Below are 26,326 nucleotides of genomic sequence, written 5' to 3'. Positions count from 1 at the left end.
CAATTTCTGCTTCCTTCGTTCGAGGGTAAACTCCAAACTTCCCAATTTCATATATGTTGTTGCGTAACTTATTTACGGGTAGCGATGACGGATGTACCTGTCATCTCAGCCGGTTTAGGCAATTGCATCAGGTCAAGGATCGTTGGCGCGATATCTGCCAGGATTCCGCCTTCACGCAAGGTTACATTTGCATCCGTAACGATGAATGGAACCGGGTTCGTTGTATGAGCTGTGAACGGACGTCCTTTCTCATCGAACACCATATCCGCGTTACCATGATCCGCCGTGATCAGTACAACGCCGCCTTTGGCAAGTACTGCATCCACAACACGGCCCATGCACTCATCTGTTACTTCAACCGCTTTGATGGTAGGCTCCAGCATGCCGGAGTGTCCAACCATGTCAGGGTTAGCAAAGTTCAGAATGATGGCGTCATGTTTGTCTGCTTCGATCTCGCGAACACATGCGTCAGCTACTTCATACGCACTCATCTCTGGTTGCAGATCATACGTTGCAACTTTTGGTGAGTTGATCAGTACGCGAGTTTCGCCCGGAAGCTCCACATCACGACCGCCGCTGAAGAAGAAGGTAACGTGCGGGTATTTCTCAGTTTCTGCAATACGCAGTTGTTTTTTATTGTTCTGTACCAGGACTTCACCCAGGGTGTTGTCGAGGTTCTTCGGCGAATAAGCCACATAACCTTCAACTGTCTCGCTGAACAAAGTCAAGCATACAAAGTGCAAGCCCACAGGGAACTTCGGACCACGATCAAAACCGCGGAAATCCTGGTTCGTGAATACTTGCGACAACTGGATCGCACGGTCAGGACGGAAGTTGAGGAAGATAACGGAATCGCCGCTCTCAACCAAACCTACCGGCTCACCATCCGCTTTGACGATAACCGTTGGTTCAACGAATTCATCAAATACGGATTTCTCATACGATTCTTCAACCGCTTTGAGTGGGTCAGTGTATTTTGGTCCATCTCCATAAACGATGGCGCGGTATGATTTCTCAACCCGTTCCCAACGTTTGTCACGGTCCATCGCGTAATAGCGACCTTGAACCGTTGCGATTTTACCTACACCAACTTCTTCAATCTTAGCGATCAGCTTCTGCATGAAGTCTTTACCACTGTCTGGCATAACATCACGGCCATCCATGAAAGCATGAATATATACATCATTCATTCCTTCTTTTTTGGCCAGATCCAGCATAGCAAACAGGTGGTCGATGTGACTATGTACGCCGCCATCGGACAACAAGCCGTAGAGATGAAGCTTTTTGCCGCTTTGTTTCGCTTCGCGAACCGCTTTGACAAGTGTTTCATTGTCGTAGAACTCGCCGTCACGAATGGATTTGGAGATACGGGTCAAATCCTGGTATACGATCCGGCCGGCACCAATGTTCAGGTGACCTACCTCGGAATTTCCCATTTGCCCTTCTGGCAAACCTACAGCTTCACCGCAAGCAGTCAGAGTTGTATGTGGGAATTGGCTCATAAAACGGTCGTAGTTCGGTTTCTTGGCTTGCGCTACCGCATTGCCTTCCACCGTGTTACGCAGACCAAAGCCATCCATGATGATCAGTGCTACAGGTTTTGGAGCTATCATCTTACTTCGCCCCCTCAACAAGCGCGATGAACGAAGCCGGCTGCAAGCTGGCACCGCCAACAAGTGCGCCGTCGATGTCGCTTTGTCCGAGGTATTCTGTTACGTTCTCCGGTTTAACACTGCCGCCGTATTGAATACGAACTGCATTCGCAACCGTCTCGTTGTACAGATCCTTCACCAGCGTACGGATGTAAGCAATAACTTCATTCGCATCTTGGGAAGTGGAAGATTTGCCTGTACCAATCGCCCAGATTGGCTCATAAGCGATAACAACTTGTGCCGCTTGCTCTGTAGACAGACCTGCAAAAGCAGCTACTGTTTGCACTTTGCATACGTCTTTTGTTTGGTTCGCTTCACGCTCTTCAAGCGTCTCACCCAGGCAGAAGATTGGAGTCAATCCGTGACGGAATGCTGCATGCAACTTTTTATTAACAGTCTCATCGGTTTCCGCAAAATATTGACGGCGCTCCGAGTGACCAATAATGACATAATCCACACCCAGGTCTTTCAGCATCACGCCGCTGATTTCACCTGTGAATGCACCGTTGTCTTCAAAGTGAAGATTTTGTGCACCAATTTTGATGTTTGTGCCTTTAACGGCTTCTACCAGGGATGGCAGATTTGTAAACGGTGCGCAGATTACAGTCTCCACGCCTTCAACTTCCGCTTTTCCTTTAACTTCCTGAATGAAGTCATTGGATTCGGAAACCGTTTTGAACATTTTCCAGTTACCTGCGATAATCGGTGTTCTCATGGGTTTCAACTCCTTCATGCTATAGACTACTAAAACTTACTTGTCGTTCAACGCCACTACGCCTGGAAGTACTTTACCTTCCATGAACTCGAGCGATGCACCGCCACCTGTAGAAATGTGGTTCATTTTGTCAGCCAATTTGAACTTCTCAGCTGCTGCTGCGGAGTCACCGCCACCAATTACAGTGTAAGCTTCTGTCTCAGCGCAAGCTTCCGCTACTGCACGAGTACCGTGGGAGAATGGCTCGATTTCAAATACGCCCATTGGTCCGTTCCACACAACCAATTTGGAGTTTTTGATTACATCAGCATAGATCTCACGTGTTTTAGGACCGATGTCGATACCTTCCCAATCTGCTGGGATACCATCGATGTCAACGATTTGTGTGTTTGCTTTCGCACTGAAATCGTCAGACACTACGATATCTACCGGCAGGTAGAAGTTTTTTCCCAATTTTTTCGCTTTTTCGATAAAACCGAGAGCAACATCAAGTTTGGAATCATCCAGCAAGGATTGTCCAATTTCATGTCCTTGTGCTTTGAAGAACGTGTAAGTCAGACCGCCACCGATGATTACGTTGTCTGCAATGTTCAGCAGGTTGTCGATTACATCGATTTTGTCCTTAACTTTGGATCCACCAATGATAGCTGTGAAAGGACGCTCAGGGTTGGAGATTGCTTTACCCAACACTTCAAGTTCTTTCTCCATCAACAAACCGGACACTGCTGGAAGCAAGTGAGCGATTCCTTCAGTCGAAGCATGTGCTCTGTGAGCCGCGCCAAACGCATCGTTAACGAAAACGTCAGCCAGTTCAGCAAATTGTTTTGCCAGTTCCGGATCGTTTTTCTCTTCGCCTGCGTGGAAACGAACGTTTTCAAGCAACAATACGTCGCCATTGTTCAGTTCAGCGATTTGAGCTTTAACAGCGTCACCAACGGAATCGTCAGCTTTAACTACTGTTTTACCAAGCAATTCAGACAAACGCTCAGCTGCTGGAGTCAAACGCAAGGATTCAACCACTTCGCCGTTAGGACGACCCATGTGGCTTGCCAAAATGACTTTAGCGCCTTTTTCAATCAAGAAGTTGATTGTAGGAAGCGTTGCACGAATACGTTTGTCATCTGTAATTTTACCATCTTCGAGCGGCACATTGAAATCTACACGGACAAAAGCCCGTTTTCCTGTCAATTCGATATCGCGTACACTTTTTTTGTTCATCTGTATTTCCTCCGCACCCATGTATTTGGTGGACCAATCAAGAGCTAAAATCCCTCGTCAATCCTGGTGTTTTTGAGAAATTTGCAAAATGTAGATATATAAAGAGCGGAAACAATATAGCATCTGTTTCCGCTCTATGTTATTGCAGATATTACTTAATCATTTTTGCAAAGTGCTCCAAAGTGCGAACCAATTGTGCAGTGTAGGACATTTCATTGTCATACCAAGCTACAGTTTTAACCAATTGTTGGTCGCCAACAGTCAGAACTTTAGTTTGAGTTGCATCAAACAGGGAACCGAAAGTGATTCCTTGGATATCGGAAGATACGATTTCGTCTTCTGTGTATCCGAAAGTTTCTGGATCGGAAGCTTCTTGCATAGCTGCGTTAACTTCTTCAGCAGTTACTTTTTTGTTCAGAACAGTTACGAGCTCAGTCAGGGAACCAGTAGCTACTGGTACACGTTGAGCTGCACCATCAAGGATGCCTTGCAGTTCTGGGATTACCAGACCGATTGCTTTAGCAGCACCAGTTGTGTTAGGGATGATGTTTTCAGCTGCTGCGCGAGCACGACGGAAGTCACCTTTAGGGTGTGGAGCATCCAACGTGTTTTGGTCGCCAGTGTAAGCGTGAATTGTAGTCATCAAACCTTGAACGATTCCGAATTTGTCTTGCAATGTTTTTGCCATAGGTGCCAGGCAGTTTGTTGTGCAAGATGCGCCGGAGATTACAGTTTCAGTACCGTCGAGGATTTCATGGTTTACGTTGTAAACGATGGTTTTCATGTCGCCAGTAGCTGGTGCGGAGATAACAACTTTCTTAGCTCCACCTTTCAAGTGTTTCTCAGCTGCTTCTTTAGTTGTGAAGAAACCAGTACATTCCAGAACGATATCTACGCCCAGGTCGCCCCAAGGAAGTTCTTCTGGGTTACGGTTAGCCAATACTTTAACTTCTTTGCCGTTCACTTTGAAGAAGCCATCGTGTACTTCAACATCGCCATCGAAGCGACCTTGAGTTGTATCATATTTGAGCAAATGAGCGAGCATTTTAGCGTCAGTCAAGTCGTTGATTGCTACTACCTCGATGCCTGCTACATTTTGAATACGGCGGAATGCCAAGCGTCCAATACGTCCAAAACCGTTAATACCTACTTTAATCATGAGTAAGTTCCTCCCAAGTTTTGATTAATTTTTTATGAAACTTATATATTCAAGACAGACGGTGAAGTCCGTCAAGACAACAATAGTTGTGATGCAAAGTAAAACCTTATTCCATTTCAGCAACGATGACTTCGGCAGCAGCCTCATCAATAATCAGAACATCTTCCTGACCAAATCGTAACACGGAATGTATAGCAGCAGCTTTGCTTTTGCCACCTGCAATTCCAATCACAACATCGGTTCGTTCAATATCCTGAAGTCGCATACCCAGTGTAAGCATGGTATGTACCACCTTACCCTGATCATTAAAGTAATAACCGAAAGATTCAGATACGGCCCCTTGCTCCTGAAGTTCATCTATAATCTCCGTCGCAAGTTTGCGTCTTTTGGCCATCTCTACGGCATCACCAATTCCATGAATAACAATCCGTGATTGCCTGATCAGCTGCAGAATCTCCTGAACACTAGGGTCCTGGATTAATGATTCATAGGCATGATCACTGAGCAAATCCGGTACATGCAGGAGTTTGTATTGCGCCCCTACCCGTTTTGCCATTGTGGATGCGATCGTATTTGCCTGAATTTCAAGGCTTTCTCCAAGTCCACCGCGTGCTGGTACGAACCAGACACCTTTGAGCGATGTTGGCGGATTTAGTTGTTCTGCGACTTCGGCCGTTGTTGAACCGCCAGTAACGGCGACAACGTCGTTGTCACTCATGATATTGCCGAGAGCCTTCGCTCCGGCTCTGCCCAGTTCCCTTTTGGCAAATGGAGAAACGTCCGAATCGCCAGGAACCACAACTACCTTTTGCAGACCGTAGGCTTGCTTGATGCGCTCTTCCAGCTCGGATAATCCGAACAACTCTTTGGCTACGGGCTCTAACTGCTGCAGCAAATCATACCCTGCCTCGCTGATCTTCATTCCTGCACTGTCAATTTCAATAAGTCCCTGAGCCTTTAACAGATCGGTCTCAGCCCTCAGAACCCGCTCGGTCATCTGCATGGAATTAGCTAACGTTCTCCGTCCGATCACATCCGATAACATGATCTGTTGCAGAATCGTATACCTCTTTTTCAAGATATCCATGAGATCAGGCAGAAGCTGCTTTTGTACTTCTAAAATCGTTCGCATGCTTTCCACTCCCGCAAGTTCTCGTTCTAAGCTCTCTTTCGTGGCCCTAAAACGTCCCGGGTTAACTTTTTAAGTCCCACGTCTATTCTACCTAAAACTGACGTGACATGCAAGTGTTTCAACGTGTTATTTCGACACGCATTCAGCGTTTGTACGCGCCTATTTTCACAATCCTAGACTTCCATGATCAAGGACTAGCTCACGCATACCATATATAGAAGAAACAAATGAATTCAATCTACATATCGCTCAGAATCACATTCCATACGGCATGTCCAAAACCTCTAATAGCATTTACTTAAATGTACTCTTTATCCACTCTTCTTCATCATGATCATTTTTAGCTCAATCCAAACCAACATACATAACGAACTGCTTGCAATTAAATATTCCATGAGCTATAATCATTATTGCTGTCACATAATGTGCGCCCGTGGTCCAATGGATATGACGTAGGCCTCCGAAGCCTGAGATCCAAGTTCGATTCTTGGCGGGCGCGCCATTTTTATTTAACAGCTCATAACCCATTTAACCAATGAAACCGGAAAGGTTTCTTTTTTTTGCAAGTTAGTTTGACTTTCTTTGACTTTTTGTTTGGAATTGTTTATTATGTGGGTAATACGGTAACAGTTTAAGTATAAACACCAATAACATTTACATTCCGAGGAGGTTTTTCACGTGAGTTTTATTCCAATGGTCGTTGAACAGAGCAACCGGGGTGAGCGCGCCTACGACATCTACTCCAGATTGCTGAAGGATCGTATTATTTTCCTTGGTAGCGATGTTAATGACGTAGTGGCTAATGCCATTATGGCACAGATGTTGTTCCTGGCTGCGGAAGATCCGGAGAAAGACATTCACTTATACATCAACAGCCCAGGCGGATCGATTACAGCCGGTATGGCGATTTACGATACAATGCAATTCATCAAACCGGATGTATCTACCATCTGTGTAGGTATGGCCGCTTCCATGGGTGCATTCTTGTTGAATGCCGGTGCAAAAGGGAAACGTTTTGCGTTGCCTAACAGTGAAATCATGATTCACCAACCACTTGGTGGTGCTCAAGGTCAAGCTTCCGACATCGAAATTCGTGCTCGCCGCATCCTGAAAATGCGTGATACATTGAACCGCATCATCTCTGAGCGTTCAGGTCAACCGCTAGAGCGGATTGAGAAAGATACAGATCGTGACTACTTCATGAGTGCTGCTGAAGCTGCCGATTACGGTATCATTGATAAAGTTATTGAAAACGTAGGTTCCCAAGGAATCTAAGTGTTAGTTAGACCACGGTCTACGCGTTAATATATCAATACCTAACGTAATCAGCAACACCTCATTGTGTTGTCTATACGAGAAGAAGCCCTCATCATGATCATGATGAGGGCTTCTTTTTTCATTTTATAAGAAAAATAACTTAAGAGTGCATAATAATGATTCTTTATTTGGTTCCCGTTACATCGCTAAATGGTTCTGTGCCTTTAGGAAGAATCTCTTTATACGTAAATGGCATTTCAGGGAAGCCCTCTGCGTATGCCGTATATTCATACAACTGGAAGAACACAACTACACCCGTTGGTGTAACATAGAAATCCTGATCTTTATTTAACCCTTTATACCCATCGAGGTATCCACCGCGGGCTTTCAGTTGCTCGCCCACTTTTTTACCCAACGTCTCACGCATGGTTTTGTTATTTTGCAGCACATCATCTAATGTAAGCTCCTTACCTGTGTCCAGTGCAAAGGTGTGGCCCGTACGGTATGTCATACCATGAGCGCCAGCATAATCTTCGTATCGTTGTGTAATGAGTCCCAGCACGCCTTTTTCGTTGTACGTCACTACATAAGAGCTCTCAAATGCATATGGACGGTTGGCTGTAGCACCGCCGAATTCAGATGTCTGTTTCTTGAAGTCAGCTACATAAGCATCCACTTCGTCTTTCAGCACTTTGTTGATCGCTGCTTCAGCTTCTTTGCTGGCAAGTCCACTCACCTGTGGATATTGAACATCTACTTCAGCATTTTTTACAGTAACATTAACTGTTGCTGCTTTAATTTTAACGTTATTTTGTTTCACTTTGCTGAGTGTCAACGTTTTGGTTTTGCCATCCCAATTCCCCTGTACACCCAGATAATCTCTCATTGCTGAGAATGGAATATATAATCTGCCGTTGATCAGCTTTGCGTCCACTTGAGGATAATAGTTGTTGATTCTGACACTTGGTTGACCGTCCATAAGACTAATTGTCATCGTGTTATTGGCTGCTGTCAAAGCGTACTCTTTGGTTTTCGCATCATATTTCAGGGTTCCACCTGCCACATCTTTAACTGCAGTAAGAGATACCCAAGTTGAGCCACCTTGAAGAAGTCCTTTTTGAGTCAGTGTTTTTCCACCCGATTTCAGAGTTACCTCAGCCGGGGTTGTCACTTTCGAGGATACCGATGCTGCTTGAACCGAACTATCCTGCCACACCGAACCGCTACCTACAATAATTCCTGCCGCTAGCAACGCACTTGTCCATTTTTTCCATGGTGTCATATATAAAACTCCTCTCTGAATTCACAATTAGGGATCATTGCGTATGTAATCCTGACCTGATCGCATATCTCATACGCTCACCTCTCTATTATAATTAACCCGATTTCGGAAAGGTTTACAGCTCGAGTTACAATGTTGATGAATATCAGACCGAAAATATAACGGGATATGACCGTTTTGTCACGAACAACTATACAAAAAAGATACCAATAAACAGCATTTCATGTTGCTTCGAATAAAGTTCCCTCCTATCTAACTTCATCAAAGTTTGCTTTTCCAACAAAAAAAGACTCTGTCCACAGGACAAAGTCTTTGTCATTATTTCGCTGTACCCTTCAAATGACATTTGAAAAGGTTTCTGAGCTTACAGTCCTTAGTTCGATCTTTTATTTCATTTCATACGTGATATTCAGGATTGTGCTTACTTTAACCTGGCCTGTTTCAATCTCAGTGCCACCTGCTGTATCTTGTGCTTTGGACATCAACGCCTCGCTTGCATAGAATACAGGCACATTGGCATCACCTTGGCTTACGGAAAGAACAGCACCGAGTTGACGTTTAACTGCTTTTGCAATGGCGCCCGCTTTGACATCCGCATTGGCCACAGCTTTTTCAATCACTTGGGATTCATAACTTTCCGGATTTTCTACAGTAAAGCGCACGTTTTCAATATTGTTGGCACCCGCACCCGAAGCAGCATCGAGCAACTCGCCGATCTTATCCATCTCACGATATGTGACAGTCAGCGTATGATGCGCTGTATAACCTTTATTTTGTTGTCCGTCTTTTTCGCTATACGTATAGTTAGGTTGTACAGAGAACTGACTGGTTTGGATGTCATCTGCACTGATCTTCCACGTATTCTTCAGCAAGTTGGATACCTTTTGAACTTTGGCAGCATTCGCTTTTTGAGCAGATGCAGCTGTCTCTGCAGTACTGTTCACACCAATGGACAGATAAGCGATATCAGGCTTCACCTGAATCTCACCTTTACCCACAACATTAATCACATTCTGTTGTACTCCCTGAACCTCTGCAGCGTAAGCATAGTTACCTGGTGCAACCCATGCTGTTCCTCCAACAAGCAACGTACTTGCCACCAGCACCGCACCAAACGGTTTCATCCATTGTTTACCCATCACGATAGCCTCCTTATGTGTTAACATCTCAAACTTTAATCGATTTGATACCTTAACAGACGGGACAAATTCCATAATGTTGCACTTGACGATAGCATAAACGTGAAAAACGCAAAAAAGCCCCTTTCGGGACTTCTTCATTGGATTGATCATATCTTATTGGTTTTCGAGCTCTTCCTTGCTTACCAGACTAACTAAAGCGTTTACAGCCTGTTCGGCATCCGCGCCTTCTGCACTAATCTGGATTTCCGTACCTGTGCTAATTGCAAGGCTCATGATCCCCATGATACTTTTTGCATTAACTTTTTTGTCGTCCTTCTCGACGAACACTTCAGACGAGTACTTATTCGCTTCTTGAACGAACAGTGCCGCAGGTCTGGCATGGAGACCCGTTTTCAAACGGACAACTACCGGGTGCTTTGTCATGGAAACTTACCCCCTATTATGAAATCTGGACATTAAATACACAATTATATTTATACAACATTATACCATTAACCCGTGCAGGACACTAGAAGAAAAAACTCAGGGTGCTTTGACGGACATTATCTTGCCCTAATTTCATCTTTTGCACAGCGCATCCAATGACCTAAGTAAGTCCCCTAGACCCTTAGCGGTTAACTTTCCCGACCCTTCTGTTCAACAGAAACAGCCGACCTTGTTACTTTACCCTACTCCGTCTTAACCATAACGTTCTGTGCGTACTTTCTCAGCCAGCTCATCAATTTTACGAAGCCGATGGTTCACTCCTGACTTGCTGACTGTACCTTTAAGGAGCTCGCCAACTTCCTTCAAGTTAATATCCGGATGAGCGAGTCGAACCTCCGCCACTTCTCGAAGCTTCTCAGGCAACGATTCCAGACCAACTTCCTTTTGTAACAACCGGATATTATCGATTTGTCTTACCGCCGCTCCAATGGTTTTGTTCAGGTTGGCGGTCTCACAATTGACAATTCGGTTAACGGAGTTACGCATGTCTCGCATAATTCGTACATCTTCAAACTTGAACAAGGCCTGATGAGCACCAATGATGCTGAGCAGCTCAATGATTTTCTCGCCTTCCTTAATGTATAGGATGAATCCTTTTTTCCGTTCTATACACCGTGCATTCAGATGAAATTCATTGGCCAGGTCAACTAGTGCCTGACAGTGCTCCTCATACATGGACGCAATCTCCAGATGGTAGGAAGAACCTTCCGGGTTATTAACCGATCCACCTGCGAGAAATGCACCGCGAAGATAGGCCCGTTTACAACAGTTTTGCTGAAACAACTCCGTACTGATCCCTGGGGTAAAGAGAAAGCCCTCAGATACAATATGAAGACTATTGAGAATCTCCTGTACCATGGTTGGAATACGAACAATATATACATTGTTCTTTTTCAGCCGCATTTTTTTGCGGACCAGTAATTCCGTATGCACTTGAAAATGCTTTTTAAGCAGAGAGTATGCCCGTCTTGCAATCGCGGCATTCTCCGTCGAAATATCCAAGATCACTTTTTTATTCGATAACTGCACTGCACCAAGCATACGGATGAGGGCTGAAAGTTCCGCCTTTTCGCAGCACGGTTCGCTCTCGATCATGGTTAATTCTTTTTTGGTCTGTGCTGCAAACGACATGGGACTTCACCTCTTCCGTAACATCCAATTTTGTACCAGTTGGTAGATGTGATGACTTAACTTGTCGGCATCATGACGCAGATAGGTTTTGAACAGAACAAGAGTATCTGCAACCACCTGATAACCAGCACTTTCGAGTACATTCATATCCAGTACAACCGGTTTTGCTCCTTTTTCCGCATACTTATTTTGCACTTGCAGCGGAATATCACCATTATTTACGATAACATAGTCGAAGAGCTGATGACCTATATGCTCGTGTACCGCCTTAAGGTGGTCACTTACCGTATAGTTATCTGTTTCTCCCGGCTGTGTCATAACATTACAGATAAACATCTTCACCGCATCAGCCTCTACCACAGCCTCAGCCAGCTTTGGTACGAGCAGATTGGGAAGGATGCTTGTATAGAGACTGCCTGGCCCGATCAGAATAGCATCAGCTTGACGAATGGCCTCTACTGCCTCTGGCAACGGCTCCACGTGATCCGGTTCAAGGAAAACACGTTTGATGCGTCCACCCGCCTCAGGGATTTTGGACTCACCTGTAATAATTGTCCCATCTTCCATCTCGGCATGCAACACAACGGCCTGGCCTGCGGCTGGCAATACCTCACCTCGAACGGCAAACACGCGGCTAAGCTCCCGCACTGCGGTCACAAAGTCGCCCGAAATATCCGTCATTGCAGCCAAAATCAAATTCCCCAAGCTGTGGCCTGCAAGCCCCGCGCCTGTATTGAAACGGTACTTCAACATATCTGAAAGCAATGGTTCTACATCAGCCAGTGCCGTAAGCACGTTGCGAATGTCGCCCGGAGGCGGCATCTGTAGCTCATTGCGCAGGATGCCTGAACTTCCACCGTCATCTGCAACCGTGACGATGGCCGTGATATCCAGCGGCTTCTCTTTCAAACCGCGTAACATCACGGATAATCCGGTTCCGCCGCCCATTACAACTATTCTCGGACGTTCTCTTCGTGGTCCGGCCTCTTTCATCCCTTCACCCTCTTCAATGACGGTCCCGGTCAGCGTCGCGATGGCTCACGGTGACAGCTTCTGTCTCGCTGCTTCCCAACATCTTGCCCAAATATTCCGATATTGCTACCGAACGATGCTTGCCTCCGGTACAGCCGATTCCAATAATAACCTGGCTTTTGCCTTCCTTCCGGTATTGCGGAATCAGGAAATGCAGCATATCCAGCAGCTTGGTCAGAAACGCCTGTGTCTCTGGCCACTTCATAACATATTCGTACACATCACTATTCTGTCCCGTATTTGGTCGCAAATGATCAATATAATGCGGATTCGGTAAAAAACGTACATCAAACACCAGATCAGCATCAATCGGAATGCCATACTTGAATCCAAACGACGTAATATTCACCGACAACATTTGGCTTTCCAGATGAGAAAAGCGGGATATGATGCGTTCTTTCAGTTGAGCAGGCTTCATTGTACTAGTATTCAATACCTGAGTCGCAGAGTTTTTGAGTTCCTCCAACATCTTGCGTTCCAGTCGGATGCCGTCCAGCGGCATGCCCTCAGGAGCCAGAGGATGTCTGCGCCTGCTTTCTTTGTAACGCTGAACAAGTACAGAATCTGTAGCATCCAGGAATAAAATTTCGCAATGAATGGTAAAATGATCTTTAATATAGTTCAAAGACTCGGACAGAGCCGTAAAGAATTCACGCCCGCGCAGATCGATAACCAATGCAACCTTACCAATCTTGCCGTTTGACTGTTCAATTAGTTCCGCAAATTTTGGAATCAATACCGGCGGCAGATTATCCACACAGAAGAAACCCAGATCCTCAAGGCTTTGTACTGCAATGGTTTTACCTGCTCCGGACATGCCCGTAATGATAATGAGCGTGGCGCCTGTGCCTGGTGATCCTTCACCTTCAAGCATAAATGTCCCCTCCTTATCATATTGCTGTCTTCATATATTGTTACGAGGATACTAGGAACGCAAGAGAAGACCTGCTGCACCCACAATACCTGCATTATTACCAAGTGTAGCTTCCAGAATCTGAACCCCTTCTTGCAGTGGTTCCGGTGTCAGCTTAGCAAATACGGTACGGATTTCATCAAACAAGAAATTGCCCGCTTTGGATACACCTCCACCAATAATGAACATCTCCGGGTTAATGACAGCTGCTACAGTAGCCATGGATTTGCCCAGGTAAAAGGCCGCACGATTCACAATGCGTTGTGCCACTTCATCGCCTGCCTTGGCAGCATCAAATACTTCTTTGGCTGCAATCTTGTCGACGAGTGCCAGTGACGTATGATCCCCGCGCTCTACGGCATCCTTCGCCATACGGATAATTCCTGTTGCAGACGATACTGTTTCTACACATCCCATTTTACCACAACCGCACTTGATGGCTTCCAGATCAGGTACAACACTGATATGACCCAGTTCTCCCGCCATACCGGAGAAACCCTGATAGATGTTGCCATTCAAGATCAAACCTCCGCCAACACCCGTACCGAGTGTATAGCATACGCAGTTGTCTACGCCTTTGCCGGCACCTGCCCATACTTCACCCAGTGCAGCTACGTTTGCATCGTTATCTATTTTGATTGGCTTGCCCAGACGTTCTTCCAGAATCGAACGAATGGCCACATTCCGAAATCCGATGTTAGGGGCATGAACGATAATTCCCTCGCGTACATTCGTGAAACCGGCCACTCCAGCACCTACACCCTCAAGCTGTTCCCAACTGTAAGGTGATTCGGCTACGATATGTCGGACATACTTCTCGATGTTGGCGATGACCGTGTCGACGCCCTTATCCACTTCAGTCGGTCCTTCATACGTATGCATTAGCTGACCTTGTTCATCGCATATACCGACCTTGATTGCTGTTCCGCCGAGATCGACCCCAACGTAGATTTTCTCAGACATGCTGCAAGCCACCTTTATCTATCTAAAATAGTTTAAGTCCTACGTACCAACTATAATTGAAGGATACGCCTGGGTCAAGACGATAAGACCTTGCACACATCATGCTTCACCAGGGTTGTGAACCACATCACATAGCATTTTTGAATACGTATACATCTTAATACCTTCATTTATAAACGCACGCTTTATTCCTTCCTCCATAACAGAGGAAGCCTCAACTCATGATATTGCATCTTCACTCGTTCCATTCATAAAAGATCAACATCGTCCCCTCAGAGTGGTGACTCATCTTATGTACCCCACCACCTGCCATTCTCATGTAGAAAGCTATCTAATGGCGGTATTGCCAACAAAAAAGGAGCCTTCCATTCACAGGAAGGCTCCCTTACTTTTATGAAAATCTGAAATTGTAGAAATTGGGCTGACTCAGTTGATTTTTCTACGTTATAACTTCGTTTCCACACGTACCGGCTCTTCCGTCTTCTCCATCTTGTTCACATCCAGAATATCGAGCAGGAAAACAAAGATCGGAATACCAATGATCAGTCCCCAGATCCCCAGAAAGTGTTGCGACAGAATTAGTACGATAAAGGTGTAGAACATTGGCAATTTGGTCTTGTGTGCCATCAGTTTTGGATTCAGGAAGTACGTCTCCAAAGCATGAATAACAATAATCATGATGATCACAATAATGCTTAATTTCAGTCCACCCATCTGATACCCAATCAGACAGAGCGGTACAAGTGAGATGATAACCCCCGCAACGGGAACCAGACTAAGCATGAACACCAGAATGGTCAGAGCGAACAGATACGGGAAACCCAGAATCCATAAGCCCAGTATCGTCAGCACCGTATTAAACACCGCAATAAGAAGCTGTGCCTCAATGACTTTACCAAAAGAAGACACGAATTTGTCTCCCAGATAAGCAACTTCATTATAGAACCATCCAATTTTACTTGTTTTAAACTTGGACGTGAACTTGGATATCTCCTGCTTCTGCAACAAGAAGAACAGACTCAGAATGATGACGAGCAGAATAAACTCCAGCCATTTGCTCAAAGCGAAAATATATTTCAATGCATCATTGGTGTAATTTTTAATATCGAAGGATTGAAGATAACCCGCAATTTTGGATGCAAAATTATCACCGTCTGCACTATCCAGAAATTTCATAATCTCGTTCGTCAACTGAACGACCTGATCCACGATCCGTGGTGAATATCTGGAAATGCCAAGCACAATGACTGCGATCACAATCATATAGAGTAGGATGACCACAACTTTATAATTGATTGGAAACAAACGATTCAAACCACCTGTAATGAAATGCTGTAACCTGTTCATGACATACGTCACCAGGAACAACAGCAGAATCATGTGCAGCATACTCCCCATACTGAACAAAATTAAACAGAACAAGAGCAGGATCAAAAATCGTCTCACTGTCGCATTCTGTAACCAATCTTTTATCATTTCCCCCAAAATCTTCACCTCACAGCTAATATGCCCTATATGTATACGATCTCATGCCCACTGTAGTTTCAAAAAAAGAGAAGCCTTCCGGCTTCTCTCATTTCATGAGACTTCCCGTTGTCTCTTATTCCCAGCATATGCCTAACCTCACGCATGCAATGCTTATTTATCCAACGTTTCGCTCCAATCATGGACAATGCTTCCTTCAAGGAACTTCTCACAATCCATCGCGGCCATACATCCTGATCCAGCTGCCGTAATGGCTTGACGATACTTCGTATCCTGAACATCACCACAGGCAAATACACCCGGAATATTGGTCTCCGTTGTTCCCGGTTTAACAACAACATAGCCATGTTCGTCCAGTGCGATCGCATTACCCAGGAATCCGGTATTCGGTGTGTGACCAATGGCAACGAATACGCCATCTGCTTCGAGCAACTCTTCCTGCCCCGTTTCGTTGTTGCGCACCTTCAGCCCTTTGACACCCAGAGCTTCAGGTACGACCTCGAGTGGAGTACGGTTCAGCGCCCACTTCACCTTTTCATTGCTGCGAGCCCGATCCTGCATAATCTTGGATGCACGCAATTCATCCCGGCGGTGAACCAACGTCACATCTGTTGCAAAACGAGTCAGGAAACTCGCTTCCTCCATCGCGGAGTCTCCACCACCCACGACCACGATTTTTTTACCTCGGAAGAAGAAGCCGTCACATGTCGCGCATGTACTTACACCACGTCCCACATTTTCCTGCTCACCCGGAATACCAAGATAACGAGCGGAAGCACCTGTGGAGATAATGATCGATTCAGCTTCCAGTTCACCGATTCCTCCAACTTTGACCTTAAAGGGCGGTTTGCTGAAATCAACCTCTTCCACCCAACCGTTTTTGAATTCCGCTCCAAAACGTTCAGCTTGCTTACGCATGTTGTCCATCAGTTCCGGACCCATGATACCTTGCGGGAAACCGGGGAAATTCTCAACTTCCGTTGTCGTCGTCAATTGACCACCTGGCTGAAGACCTTCGATAACCAGTGGTTTCAGATTAGCACGAGCCAGATATATCGCTGCTGTCAGACCCGCAGGTCCCGTTCCGATCACAATCGTTCTGTATTTAGACATATAGATACAGCCTCCTTAATTAAGGTGAGAATGTGTTGTACTAGCGATGAACTTGCCAAGATGATATCCTACAGGCGTTTACGAGGCCCATTCGTTAAGTTTACCCGTTTTCCCGGTTGTTGTATCCTTCACCTGATGATGTCTTTCTGAAAACGAGTTGAAGCGAACTTTCTATACAAGTGGTGGCTTGCTGTTACAAACCGAATGAATCTGTTTAGCATACTTGCTAACCGTTGATGCCGATATCCCGTACCGCTCAGCAATGCTTTGATAGGTAACGGGCCGACTGTGATTCTTCGCCGCCAAATATTCAAGTCCTGCAGCCCAACCCTCAATCTGCTTCGTACCGGGAACCTCCGGATGTACCCGGGATACATAATCCGTCCAGAGCCGTTCCATCTCTTGTTGCAACTCAGCCTTTGCTTCAGACATCTGTAACGCACGATCAACAACAGCCTGCCAATGGGAAATTGATCCAGTGTCCGATTGCTCTGATGTGGATGGAACCTTCCCAATAGACTTCAAGGCTACAGGAGAAAAGGGTCGAACCACCTGAGAATTCCGATCCTCATGTTCAGCCGATTTCAATCCGTTCAGTACAGTTTGTGCTGCCTCAAGCAGATCCTGTTCTTCTCCAGGCTCTTCAATAAAGGATTGCAGAGCCTGCTGCACCTCATAATCACCGATCATCCCAAGCGCATGAATAACCTGTAGCTTGGTTGCCCGATCACCATGACGCAATGCCCAGAAGAAAGATGAGCGAATCAGTGGATCATTCTTCATTTCTTCAGGTATGCCACTACCATAGTTCTCCCACTGTCTGAACTGCTCATCAAATGGCAGATGATAGTGATAACTCAGCTTCTCTGGCTCTTGCTCGCCTTGTTTTACAGCCTCAAGACCTGACAGATAATACCGGGATACTTCGGAACCCGGATCAAGCTTGGACACATGATGCCATAAACGCTCAGCAGCATCATAACGTTCTGTATTATAAGCCGCCACGGCTGCATAGTGAGCAAGTGCCGGATCAGCAGCTGTCTCTTCGTCCTTGAGCAAACGCCGGAAGTGAACGTAAGCCGTATCGTGTTGGCCCAGAATTCCCATCGTTGTCGCCAGTTTGTAGACTTGTTCGTGCTGGAATGGCACGATGACCCGCAATTTTTTGATCAGAAGCAGCACTTGATCAGCCCGGTTCTCATTTTGATGGAAAATGGCCAGATTACAGAGTGCATGCAGATTACCTGGTTCCTGTTCAAGCACTTCGGCAATGGTCTCTTTTGCTTTGGGAAACAGACCCATATAATAGTAGGCGAGTGCCAGATTGTTACGGGCAGCCAAGTAATCAGGATAATCAGAAGACATGCCTTCGAGCAATTCAGCAGCCTGTGCAAATTTTCCTTCTTCCAGCAGTTCCCGTGCCTGATCGTGCTCCACTACACCTTTGCGTGATTTGATTCGATTCAGTTTGGTCGGACGATCCAGCTCATAATACAGAAGCTCCATCATCTCTTCGGCTTCCGTCATGAACTGACCTTGGGTGTCCTCCTCCAGATAGGTAACAAGTGCTTGCTCGGCTTCCTCAAACCGATCCATATTTGCATAATTGTTCGCCATATAAAAATAACATTCCGTCATCGACGGATCTACCACTTCCAGCACGTTAGCCAGAATGGCATTGGAGGCTTCGTAATCCCCCTTCTCCGATAATATACCCGCCATATTACAATGATTTACCGGATTTTCCGGTTCGTATTCAACAGCTTTGCGAAAATATTTTAATGCCTTGTCGACATGATTACGGTCCAGCGAGCGGACAGCTCTTTCAAAGAAGAAAGAAGCATCCAAGTGAATCGGTATAATATTGGCAAGGTGTCCCTCAGCCCGCACTAGCTTGCCCTTCATCTTCCAAGGCACCTCCTCTTTGCATTTCATTCATACTCTTCAGTATACCACATCTTAAGGCCCACTTCTCAATATGTAGTTTCATGTCGTTTATGAAAAAAATGCAAAAGAAGATGATATTCCATTTTGCGGAAACCTATCACCTTGGAGCGTTGTTTATTCAAAAGAAAACCATGTTTACCTAGAGACTCCTACACTCACTTGCCATAGACTCTCTTTGTAGTATTGCATTAGTCCATTCTTGTCGGTTACGCGGCGTCTAACTGGATTCGGTCTGGTTATGATAAGATGAGTGGTATATGGTATTATTATCCTTATTGTCCTTTTTAGTAGTTTATCTCCATTAAAAATCCAACAACGTATATTAGCTCTGTCCGTCAGCCTCTTTTTCGCGTATGTAATAAAAAATAAAGACACATCATTATTATTTTAAGGGGATGTTATATTGAGGATCTCGAAGATAAAACCACTTATATTCATCTTAATATGCTTGTTTGCTTTGAATGGATGTTCAAAAGATATAGAAAACATAGAAAATCAGTTTACATTAGAGGATGTACTGAGAGCGCTCGAGTCTCAGGAACTGGATTTAGTGTCCTTTGGTATAACCGGGTATCCTTTAAAATTAAATGATGTTGTACCTGAGGTGTATTCCGTTGAAGTGCCCGTGGAAGAAGAACCCTATAGCCCTGAATTTATACATTTTTATATTTTCAATTCTGAAAAGGATCGCATCAACGGGACAAAAGAATTCAATAAACACATGGAGAGCGCCCAATTCACAACATTCCCTTTTCTATATGAGAAAGGAAATGTTCTTATTGTTTATTGGAGCAAAACCAAGGATGATCCTCTGTTCACTAAACCAATCGAAACTGCTTTAGAGCAACTGAAATGATACTAGTTCATACATTACTGGACTGAGCTCGACAGTGGGAATATCAGTTTAGAACGTTAATTGCAGCATTCGTCATTCGTAAAAAAAAGAAGACCGAGCATTTGGGCTCGGTCTTCTAACTATTATGGCTTAAATATCTAATAAATCTAGATCTTCGACGCCATCGAAGGAGAAAGTGAAATTTGAATGGTTTTATCAAACGGCGTCATGAAATTGACCAGCACAACCTTACACTTGTCCGGCAGTTTTGCCTCACGTACCGTTGCAGCCAGATGCCCCAGCTCGCCCCCGGTGATCTCCAGCCAGTCTTCTCCGCAGGTATAGCGTAATGTACCGCCTTTCCACAAGTAGTGACCCTCACTCGTTTCAATCGCGTCCTCACAGGTCAGCTCACCTTCGCTTCCGAATACAAAGGACAACTGCATCATAATGTCCTCCGGTTCCTGTCCAGATAGATGCATGTTCCATCCGTTTTCCGTTGGCTGTAATTCTGCTCCTACACGGAAGGTCTGCTCATGAGTAAGCTGACGACTCTGATGAGGTAACAAGTACCATGGACTGATGGCTGATGCAGCCGATTCTGGCAGCAGGTTCGCAGGGATTGGGCCGTAGTAACCTTTTTTCTGCTCACCAGTTAGTCGATACCCTTCGGGCAGCCTCGTCATTTGCTGCATAGGTACATACCCTGGATTAAAGTAAGAGGCCAGTTGCACAGCCAGCAGGCGCACCTTGCCATGACGAAGCGCAAAGAAAGAAGGAACTTCTGTCATCACAGTCACACTTGTAGCACCATCCCGAATTCGGGCTACCGGAGCACCAAAATCCGTATGCATCCGACTGTGAGTGATCCGCCCGTGATGCCCTACTGAGTCCATCTGCTCCAAATATTCGCCCCGTACAAAATGTTCATTCAACATGACCTCATACTGTTCCGGTAATGCATCATGTGTGCCATTCGTCTGCTGAAGCTCCGGCTCAAGCATTAATCGAATGAGCGTATTCACCGAACATACTCCCGGATCGGTCAATGTATCTCCAGCCCAGGCTGCCATACCGGCTAAGAGTGGATCACCGTCCAGCCGAGCCAAAATGGCATAAGGCAGATAATAAGGTGACAGATCATGAACACTGCCCAGATCCTGTCGCCCTGAATAATCTGTAACAATTTCACCCGTTGGATGGACCAGATACACCATCATGCGGAGATTAAGCCTCACCGGTTCCAGCAGTTCAGGACGATTGAGCAGGCGCGCAGCATGGATTAACATGATGTCGCTAACTGCACTGTATATCCCATTGCTCCGTTCTGTCCACTCCCCATCAGGTGTAATATCCATTCCTTCATCCATCCACTGCTCTGCACGCTGCACAGCTTCCTCCAGATCAAATATTTCATGCAGGAAACCAAGCGCCGCGCATAGCACCCAGCGATGATTGGGCGTATGACAACCTCCTGTAAGCATGGTTGGGATTGTCCGTTCCAGAAACAGCCTCATATTGTTCAATACAGGTTGAAGCGGCTCCCATTCTTGCTGCTGAAGAAGCTGATACAACTGTGAATACCCTACAACGACAAATGCGGTATCCGGAGGGGAATGGTAATTGGTCCAGCCAGGCGATATTGAACCGTCTTCATGCTGGAAGCGGAGTACAAATTCCGTAGCTAACAGCAGTCGATTTAACAACGACTCATCCCGGTAATAGATAGAGTCCGGATTGGAGAGCGCAGCTCCCCAGTAACACATATCCGTGGGCGTTCCAGTCGTATGGTTGACCCAGGCAACACCAGTGAAGGGATCAATTGTCCCTCCATAGTAACGGCTTTCCGGGTCAAGCATCTGTCGGGATATGCCTCTTTCTACCGCTCTGTCATTACTGTCCACCAGTTGTTTGTACATGTGCAGTCCCCTCCATACCAATGCATTCTCCCGATGTGCGGAGTATGTTGCTTCAGTGCCTTCAATTCAGACCTGAAGCTTACTCATACCGCCCGTAGGTGAGTTCATTTTTCTCGTCAGTATATATCATATTTCTACATAAGTCGCTAGAAAATCTGTGCTTGTTTTACTACATTATTTATGGTTCTCCGCGCTGAAGAAACAGTCATTAAACACATGCTGTGAACATGCAAACTGTTTCCCACATCACCGCGCCTACTCTGTCACTCCAAGCTTCTTCATAAGCAAGTCATGACTCTCATGGATCTCTTCTGCCTTACAGGCAGACTTCAACTCATACACCTTCACCTGTGCCCGGCGAATCATCGGCAGATAGGCATCATAGAAGTTCATATCTTTACTGTGTACATACGGGCACCAGTGATCAGAGAGACCAAGTGTCTCATGGATATGGACCCCTACGATATCATCCATCAGGCCTTGCATTTCTCCCACACTGTCATAAAGGCCCATTCGGTCCATCATGATGGCATGACCGGTATCGTACCAGATACCAACCGGAGCCCCTTTGAGGGCCGTGATGATGGTCTTAGCTTCGGCAAGGGTAGGAATCTGTTGTGGTCGGGATCTTGTCTCGATGCCAAAACGAACATCCAAACCTTTAGCTGCCGCCCGATTGCATACCTCATCCAGACTGGCGATAATTTTCTCTATATATCCTGAACTGAGGGCTTCCCGCCGCTCCATCAATTCAGCCCATTTACTGCGATACTTCGGTGAGTCCGGACCTTCCTCGTTATAGATCTTTCCAAGGTCTTTGCTGATATCCTCAGGAAAAGGTACCTCTCCCGGGTGTACAACAACTGCTTCTCCACCATAACGTTGGGCATATTCAGCCGACTCTACCAGCAATTCGATCGCCCGCTTACGTTTCACTTCATCTTCGAAGCCAAGCAAGATGGAATCCGTACCGTAGTCTGGATCAGGGTCATGTGGAAAAGTGTTGTGGACACTAGAAATCCCGATCTCTCCACGCTCAATCATGGGCTCAATCGTCGTGAGCATCTCCTTCGTCACATTATAATTGAGCTCCACCCGACGAAAGCCGAGATCCGCAATCTCCCGAATCATATCTTCCCCGACGGGATGTTTCCTGATGTTCCAACATGTCGAGAATGAGTATTCGCCCTTGTCTATGTGCTGCATCTGTTTTCCTTCTCCTCCCTCTGGCTAAACTTTTTACATCAGCCTTAACTCAACCTTTTACCGCGCCAAGCATCGCACCACTGACAAAATACTTTTGCAGCCACGGATAAACGAGCAGAATCGGAACGGTTGCAAAAATAACGGTTGCGGCCTTGAGACTCTCGGGAGTCAATGGCGTACGGTTAGCACCCTCCATTTGGGTAAGCTCGCTGACCATATTGTTCTGTACCATTTGGAATAACTTCAGTTGAAGCGGGTACAGCTTCGGATCATTAATATACATCAGGGAATCCTGGAACCCATTCCAACGTCCAACCGCATAGAATAGCGCTAGTGTAGCCAGTACTGGCATGGATAGTGGCAATATAATTTTGAAGAGCGTGTGTACATGGGAACTACCATCAATCTCAGCGGACTCTTCCAGACTTTCTGGAATGCCTCTGAAGAAGGAAATCAGGATAATCAGGTTAAACGGACTGACCAGTCCCGGCAGAATCAGTGCCCACACGGAATTAAGCAAGTTCAAGTCACGAATGAGCAAGTACTCGGGAATGATTCCGCCACTGAAGAACATCGTAATGATGATGACATACATGAAGAGCTTGCGCCCTTTCAATTTTTTCTTGGTTAACGGGTATGCAGCTGCCAGTGTGAACACCATGCACAGCACAGTAGTAGCAATGGTCAGAACTGTCGTGTAACCCAGTGAATAGATCATCGACTGATCAGAGAACACCTGGATATACGCATCCCAATTGAATTCTTTCGGGAATATGGTCACTTCGCCTGACGTAATCGCACGGTTAGAACTGAATGAGATCGCGATCGTGTGCAGAAATGGAGCCAGGCAGAATATAACAAACAAGGTGATAAAGGAGATATTAACGATATCAAAAATCCGGTTTGAGGTGCGTTCACTCATATGCGCACAGCTCCTTTACTGATGGTCTATACAAACAAGCCGATTGGCGTCTCTTCCGTTCATCCACAACCTACAAAATACCTTCACCGGTTGCTTTCTTCGAAATATAGTTAGATCCTAGCACGAATATGAGTCCCACCACTGCCTGGAACAGTCCGACGACAGTTGCCAGCGTGTATTGTCCTGATTCAAGACCAACTCTGTATACAAAGGTACTGAGTACATCGGAATATTCACGCACGGCCGTATTACCAATGATATAAGGCCGATCAAAACCGATGCTGACCATATGTCCAAGATTGAGAATAAGCAAGGTCACGATGGTTGGTTTAATACTTGGCAATGTAATATGCCAGATTCTCTTCAGCCGCGATGCTCCATCGATCTCAGCTGCTTCAAACAATTCCTTGTTGACGCCGGTTAATGCGGCCAGATATAGAATGGTTCCCCATCCTGCACTTTGCCAGACACCTGTGAAGAGATACGTCACAAGCCATGGATTTTTTTCTGTCAAAAATGGTATTGAATTTAAGCCCATGCTTTCCAGTACACCGTTAACCATACCGGATTGATTACCGAACAATTGGTACACAATTCCCCCGATGATTACCCATGAGATAAAGTGAGGAATGTACAATATCGTTTGTGAGATTTTTTTGAACCATTTGAATCGAACTTCATAGAGCATGATCGCCAGAATAATAGGAGCTGGAAATGAAACGACCAGATCAAGAAAATTCAGCATAAAGGTGTTGCGCAATGTCGTGTAGAAGTCCCGCATTCCAAATACTTCGCGAAAAGCATCAAAACCGATCCACTCACTGCCGCTGATTCCCTGAAACAGGTTAAAGTCCTTAAAGGCGATCTGTACACCGTACATCGGTCCATAACGAAAGATTAAAAAGTAGATAATGGGCAGTGAAATCAGAGCGTATAATTGCCAATACCTCTTCAAGTATGTGGTGGTCAAGTCGGTTTCCTCCTATCAACAAGGAAACGGCTGTGCCGCCAGTCCGGCGGCACACGTTCCTTTCTAGTTAAGCCGTAGTATGGGTATCTGTCTTGGATATTGAAGTGTGGAGTTACTTATTTTGCAGGGAGTGCCTGAACCGCTTCTTCAAGTTCTTTTTTCAGTTCAGTACCACCCAGAGACATGAAATCAGCCATTTCTTTTTCATATACCGCATCGAATTCTGCTGGCTTAGCCATCGCTGTTTTTACGATAATGACATTTAATTTGTCTTTGAGAGCTGTGCTGTACTTCATCTCTGCTTCAATCGGTTTGTCGAAAATGATTGGTCCTACCGTATCGGTGTTAGCAATATCAATGGATTGTTTCAGCATCTCCTGATTATTTTGCGGGAAGCCCATAATCCATGCCTTTTCATTCGTCGCTTGATCACCAATGTTTTTACCGTTCGAGATAATGGCTGTATCCCCTGCGTTAAACAGACGATCCTGCGCTTCCTGGGATGCATCCTCTTTCACTACTGGAATGCCGTCTACCAGATCATAGTTCTCGCCTTCCACACCACTGTAGATATCAATCAGATTGTTGTCAGATGCCATCCAGTCGAGATATTTGATCGCTTCGACAGAACGTTTGCTGCTCTTCGGAATCATAATGTACATACCATTTGTTCCGTAGCGTGACTTGATGTGTTTGTTGTCTGCATTTGGATTGGTGTATACATCAACCGGCAACACTTCACTGCCACTCACATTTTTATGCAAATTATCCAATGTGCCATCTCCGTAGAACATGGCATCCACATCTTCAGACCAGTAACCTACGTTACCGTTTTGAATGTCTTTCCCTAACTGCGTTTTGTCTTCATCCAAACTGAAGTCTTTGCTGATCAAACCTTCGTTGTACAGTTTGTTCAGGAACTGCATCGATTCTTTGAATCCTTCATGCAGCGGCAATTCATACCGTTGACCATAAGTCAGGTCGCCACTTACTGGCTTGATGAATGAGTAGATGAGCGTTTCGAATTGAGCTGGTGCAAGGGCCATACCCATTGGGATGTTTTTGCTTCCGAGACCACCAGGATCTTTATCCTTGAACGCTTTCAAAGTTGTATATAATTCATCCGTGGTCTTCGGCGCTGGCAATCCCAGCTTATCGAGCCAATCCTGACGAATGTAAGAACTGTATCGGCCTGTGATAGCACGTTTACCCGGAACTGCAAACTGTTGTCCTTCCACTTGCCCAAACTTCAAAGTATCTTCACCCAGGAACTTCTTCAGGTTCGGACCGTGCTGATCAATCAACTCTCCAACATCAGTCAAACCACCCTGCTGGGCATACCGATAAAACACGCTTGAGTCATAAACAAACACAATATCAGGGACATCCGTATTGCTAGCCATCAGGACGTTCAGCTTGGTAACTTCCTCAGAACGCTGAACGGGTACAAACTGTACATCAATATTGTTGGGATCACCGAACTTCTCCTGAATCATTTTAGATAGATAGTTGTTCGTAATTGTGTACGGTGAAGGACTGTTACCACGGTCGAAAATCTCCACCTTTAAAGTAACGCGCTCGCCATTGCCTGATGTTCCGCCTTCAGCTGATTCTTCTGATGCCGATGAGCATCCCGCAAGTAAAGAAACGCCCATTACCATCGTAAGCGCCAAACCCATCCATTTCTTTAGACTCCCTTTGGTTGCTTTGCTTCTCATTTTGTCATCCCCTTTGGCTTTGCGTGAATGTTTAAAGCTTGCCCAGAGTATTTCACATTTTTCCGTCATCCTGCAATAAACCTCTTTCGGAAGCGCTTACAAACGGATTATGGTTTATATGCTAAGCCT

General features: G+C 45.6%; 22 protein-coding genes and 1 tRNA gene. 3 read left to right on the top strand and 20 right to left on the bottom strand.

Annotation, left to right across the window (positions count from 1 at the left end; genetic code table 11):
* Positions 1–68: 68 nt before the first annotated feature.
* The 5 genes from gpmI to MHI12_RS00905 form a co-directional block, all read right to left on the bottom strand.
* Positions 69–1,613 (bottom strand): 2,3-bisphosphoglycerate-independent phosphoglycerate mutase, encoded by a 1,545-nt coding sequence (gpmI, locus tag MHI12_RS00925; RefSeq protein WP_405171240.1) that lies wholly within the window; start codon positions 1,611–1,613, stop codon positions 69–71.
* Position 1,614: 1 nt separating this feature from the next.
* A complete protein-coding gene (gene tpiA / locus MHI12_RS00920) occupies positions 1,615–2,367 on the bottom strand; it encodes a triose-phosphate isomerase (RefSeq protein ID WP_405171239.1) in 753 nt (250 codons plus the stop codon).
* A 36-nt stretch (positions 2,368–2,403) separates the two neighbouring features.
* Positions 2,404–3,585 carry a phosphoglycerate kinase gene (locus MHI12_RS00915; protein ID WP_036674741.1) on the bottom strand — a complete coding sequence of 394 codons (1,182 nt, stop codon included), beginning with the start codon at positions 3,583–3,585 and terminating at the stop codon, positions 2,404–2,406.
* A 151-nt stretch (positions 3,586–3,736) separates the two neighbouring features.
* Positions 3,737–4,744, bottom strand: coding sequence for a type I glyceraldehyde-3-phosphate dehydrogenase (gene gap, locus MHI12_RS00910; protein WP_017691243.1), 1,008 nt, complete (start codon positions 4,742–4,744; stop codon positions 3,737–3,739).
* Positions 4,745–4,850: 106 nt separating this feature from the next.
* Positions 4,851–5,876, bottom strand: a complete 1,026-nt coding sequence (locus tag MHI12_RS00905; RefSeq protein WP_405171238.1) for a sugar-binding transcriptional regulator — start codon at positions 5,874–5,876, stop codon at positions 4,851–4,853.
* Positions 5,877–6,303: 427 nt separating this feature from the next.
* Here MHI12_RS00905 and MHI12_RS00900 point away from each other — a divergent pair.
* Positions 6,304–6,378, top strand: a tRNA-Arg gene (locus MHI12_RS00900).
* A 176-nt stretch (positions 6,379–6,554) separates the two neighbouring features.
* The gene (gene clpP / locus MHI12_RS00895; RefSeq protein ID WP_017691245.1) at positions 6,555–7,151 is read left to right on the top strand and encodes an ATP-dependent Clp endopeptidase proteolytic subunit ClpP; all 597 of its coding nucleotides are present in this window, start codon (positions 6,555–6,557) and stop codon (positions 7,149–7,151) included.
* Between the two features lie 166 nt (positions 7,152–7,317).
* On the opposite strand, the gene MHI12_RS00890 is transcribed toward clpP, so the two are convergent.
* The 10 genes from MHI12_RS00890 to MHI12_RS00845 all read right to left on the bottom strand — a co-directional run bounded on the left by MHI12_RS00890 (position 7,318) and on the right by MHI12_RS00845 (position 18,585).
* Complete coding sequence (locus tag MHI12_RS00890; RefSeq protein ID WP_405171237.1) at positions 7,318–8,415, bottom strand: stalk domain-containing protein; 1,098 nt, start codon at positions 8,413–8,415, stop codon at positions 7,318–7,320.
* A 386-nt stretch (positions 8,416–8,801) separates the two neighbouring features.
* Positions 8,802–9,554 (bottom strand): SIMPL domain-containing protein, encoded by a 753-nt coding sequence (locus MHI12_RS00885; RefSeq protein WP_405171236.1) that lies wholly within the window; start codon positions 9,552–9,554, stop codon positions 8,802–8,804.
* Between the two features lie 156 nt (positions 9,555–9,710).
* A complete protein-coding gene (locus MHI12_RS00880; RefSeq protein WP_017691248.1) occupies positions 9,711–9,980 on the bottom strand; it encodes an HPr family phosphocarrier protein in 270 nt (89 codons plus the stop codon).
* 255 nt (positions 9,981–10,235) lie between these two features.
* Positions 10,236–11,174: a DNA-binding protein WhiA gene (gene whiA, locus MHI12_RS00875; RefSeq protein ID WP_036616210.1), complete on the bottom strand. Its 939-nt coding sequence runs from the start codon at positions 11,172–11,174 to the stop codon at positions 10,236–10,238.
* A gap of 6 nt (positions 11,175–11,180) precedes the next feature.
* Positions 11,181–12,167, bottom strand: a complete 987-nt coding sequence (gene yvcK / locus MHI12_RS00870) for a YvcK family protein (protein ID WP_017691250.1) — start codon at positions 12,165–12,167, stop codon at positions 11,181–11,183.
* Between the two features lie 13 nt (positions 12,168–12,180).
* On the bottom strand, positions 12,181–13,080 hold the full coding sequence (gene rapZ / locus MHI12_RS00865) for an RNase adapter RapZ (RefSeq protein WP_017691251.1): 900 nt from the start codon (positions 13,078–13,080) through the stop codon (positions 12,181–12,183).
* A 51-nt stretch (positions 13,081–13,131) separates the two neighbouring features.
* Entirely contained in the window at positions 13,132–14,082 is a 951-nt protein-coding gene (locus MHI12_RS00860; protein ID WP_062837749.1) for an ROK family glucokinase, read from the bottom strand.
* A 444-nt stretch (positions 14,083–14,526) separates the two neighbouring features.
* A complete protein-coding gene (locus MHI12_RS00855; RefSeq protein WP_036616412.1) occupies positions 14,527–15,558 on the bottom strand; it encodes an AI-2E family transporter in 1,032 nt (343 codons plus the stop codon).
* Positions 15,559–15,720: 162 nt separating this feature from the next.
* A complete protein-coding gene (gene trxB, locus MHI12_RS00850; RefSeq protein WP_036674745.1) occupies positions 15,721–16,680 on the bottom strand; it encodes a thioredoxin-disulfide reductase in 960 nt (319 codons plus the stop codon).
* A 171-nt stretch (positions 16,681–16,851) separates the two neighbouring features.
* A complete protein-coding gene (locus MHI12_RS00845; protein WP_405171235.1) occupies positions 16,852–18,585 on the bottom strand; it encodes a tetratricopeptide repeat protein in 1,734 nt (577 codons plus the stop codon).
* Between the two features lie 445 nt (positions 18,586–19,030).
* On the opposite strand from MHI12_RS00845, the gene MHI12_RS00840 reads away from it, so the two are divergent.
* Positions 19,031–19,483, top strand: a complete 453-nt coding sequence (locus MHI12_RS00840; RefSeq protein WP_405171234.1) for a hypothetical protein — start codon at positions 19,031–19,033, stop codon at positions 19,481–19,483.
* A 146-nt stretch (positions 19,484–19,629) separates the two neighbouring features.
* Here the strand turns inward: MHI12_RS00840 and MHI12_RS00835 are convergent, their stop codons facing one another.
* The 5 genes from MHI12_RS00835 to MHI12_RS00815 all read right to left on the bottom strand — a co-directional run bounded on the left by MHI12_RS00835 (position 19,630) and on the right by MHI12_RS00815 (position 26,197).
* The gene (locus tag MHI12_RS00835) at positions 19,630–21,381 is read right to left on the bottom strand and encodes a hypothetical protein (RefSeq protein WP_405171233.1); all 1,752 of its coding nucleotides are present in this window, start codon (positions 21,379–21,381) and stop codon (positions 19,630–19,632) included.
* A 255-nt stretch (positions 21,382–21,636) separates the two neighbouring features.
* The gene (locus MHI12_RS00830; protein WP_405171232.1) at positions 21,637–22,587 is read right to left on the bottom strand and encodes a sugar phosphate isomerase/epimerase family protein; all 951 of its coding nucleotides are present in this window, start codon (positions 22,585–22,587) and stop codon (positions 21,637–21,639) included.
* Positions 22,588–22,636: 49 nt separating this feature from the next.
* Complete coding sequence (locus tag MHI12_RS00825; RefSeq protein ID WP_036616194.1) at positions 22,637–23,509, bottom strand: carbohydrate ABC transporter permease; 873 nt, start codon at positions 23,507–23,509, stop codon at positions 22,637–22,639.
* A gap of 70 nt (positions 23,510–23,579) precedes the next feature.
* Entirely contained in the window at positions 23,580–24,479 is a 900-nt protein-coding gene (locus MHI12_RS00820; RefSeq protein ID WP_036616191.1) for a sugar ABC transporter permease, read from the bottom strand.
* Between the two features lie 116 nt (positions 24,480–24,595).
* Complete coding sequence (locus MHI12_RS00815; protein ID WP_307415423.1) at positions 24,596–26,197, bottom strand: extracellular solute-binding protein; 1,602 nt, start codon at positions 26,195–26,197, stop codon at positions 24,596–24,598.
* Positions 26,198–26,326 lie beyond the last annotated feature (129 nt).

It is taken from the genome of Paenibacillus sp. FSL H8-0280 (assembly GCF_045040665.1).
Taxonomy (GTDB): domain Bacteria; phylum Bacillota; class Bacilli; order Paenibacillales; family Paenibacillaceae; genus Paenibacillus; species Paenibacillus xylanexedens_A.
The sequence above is the reverse complement of the archived record's forward strand: the minus strand, read 5'-3'. Positions and strand labels throughout refer to the sequence as shown.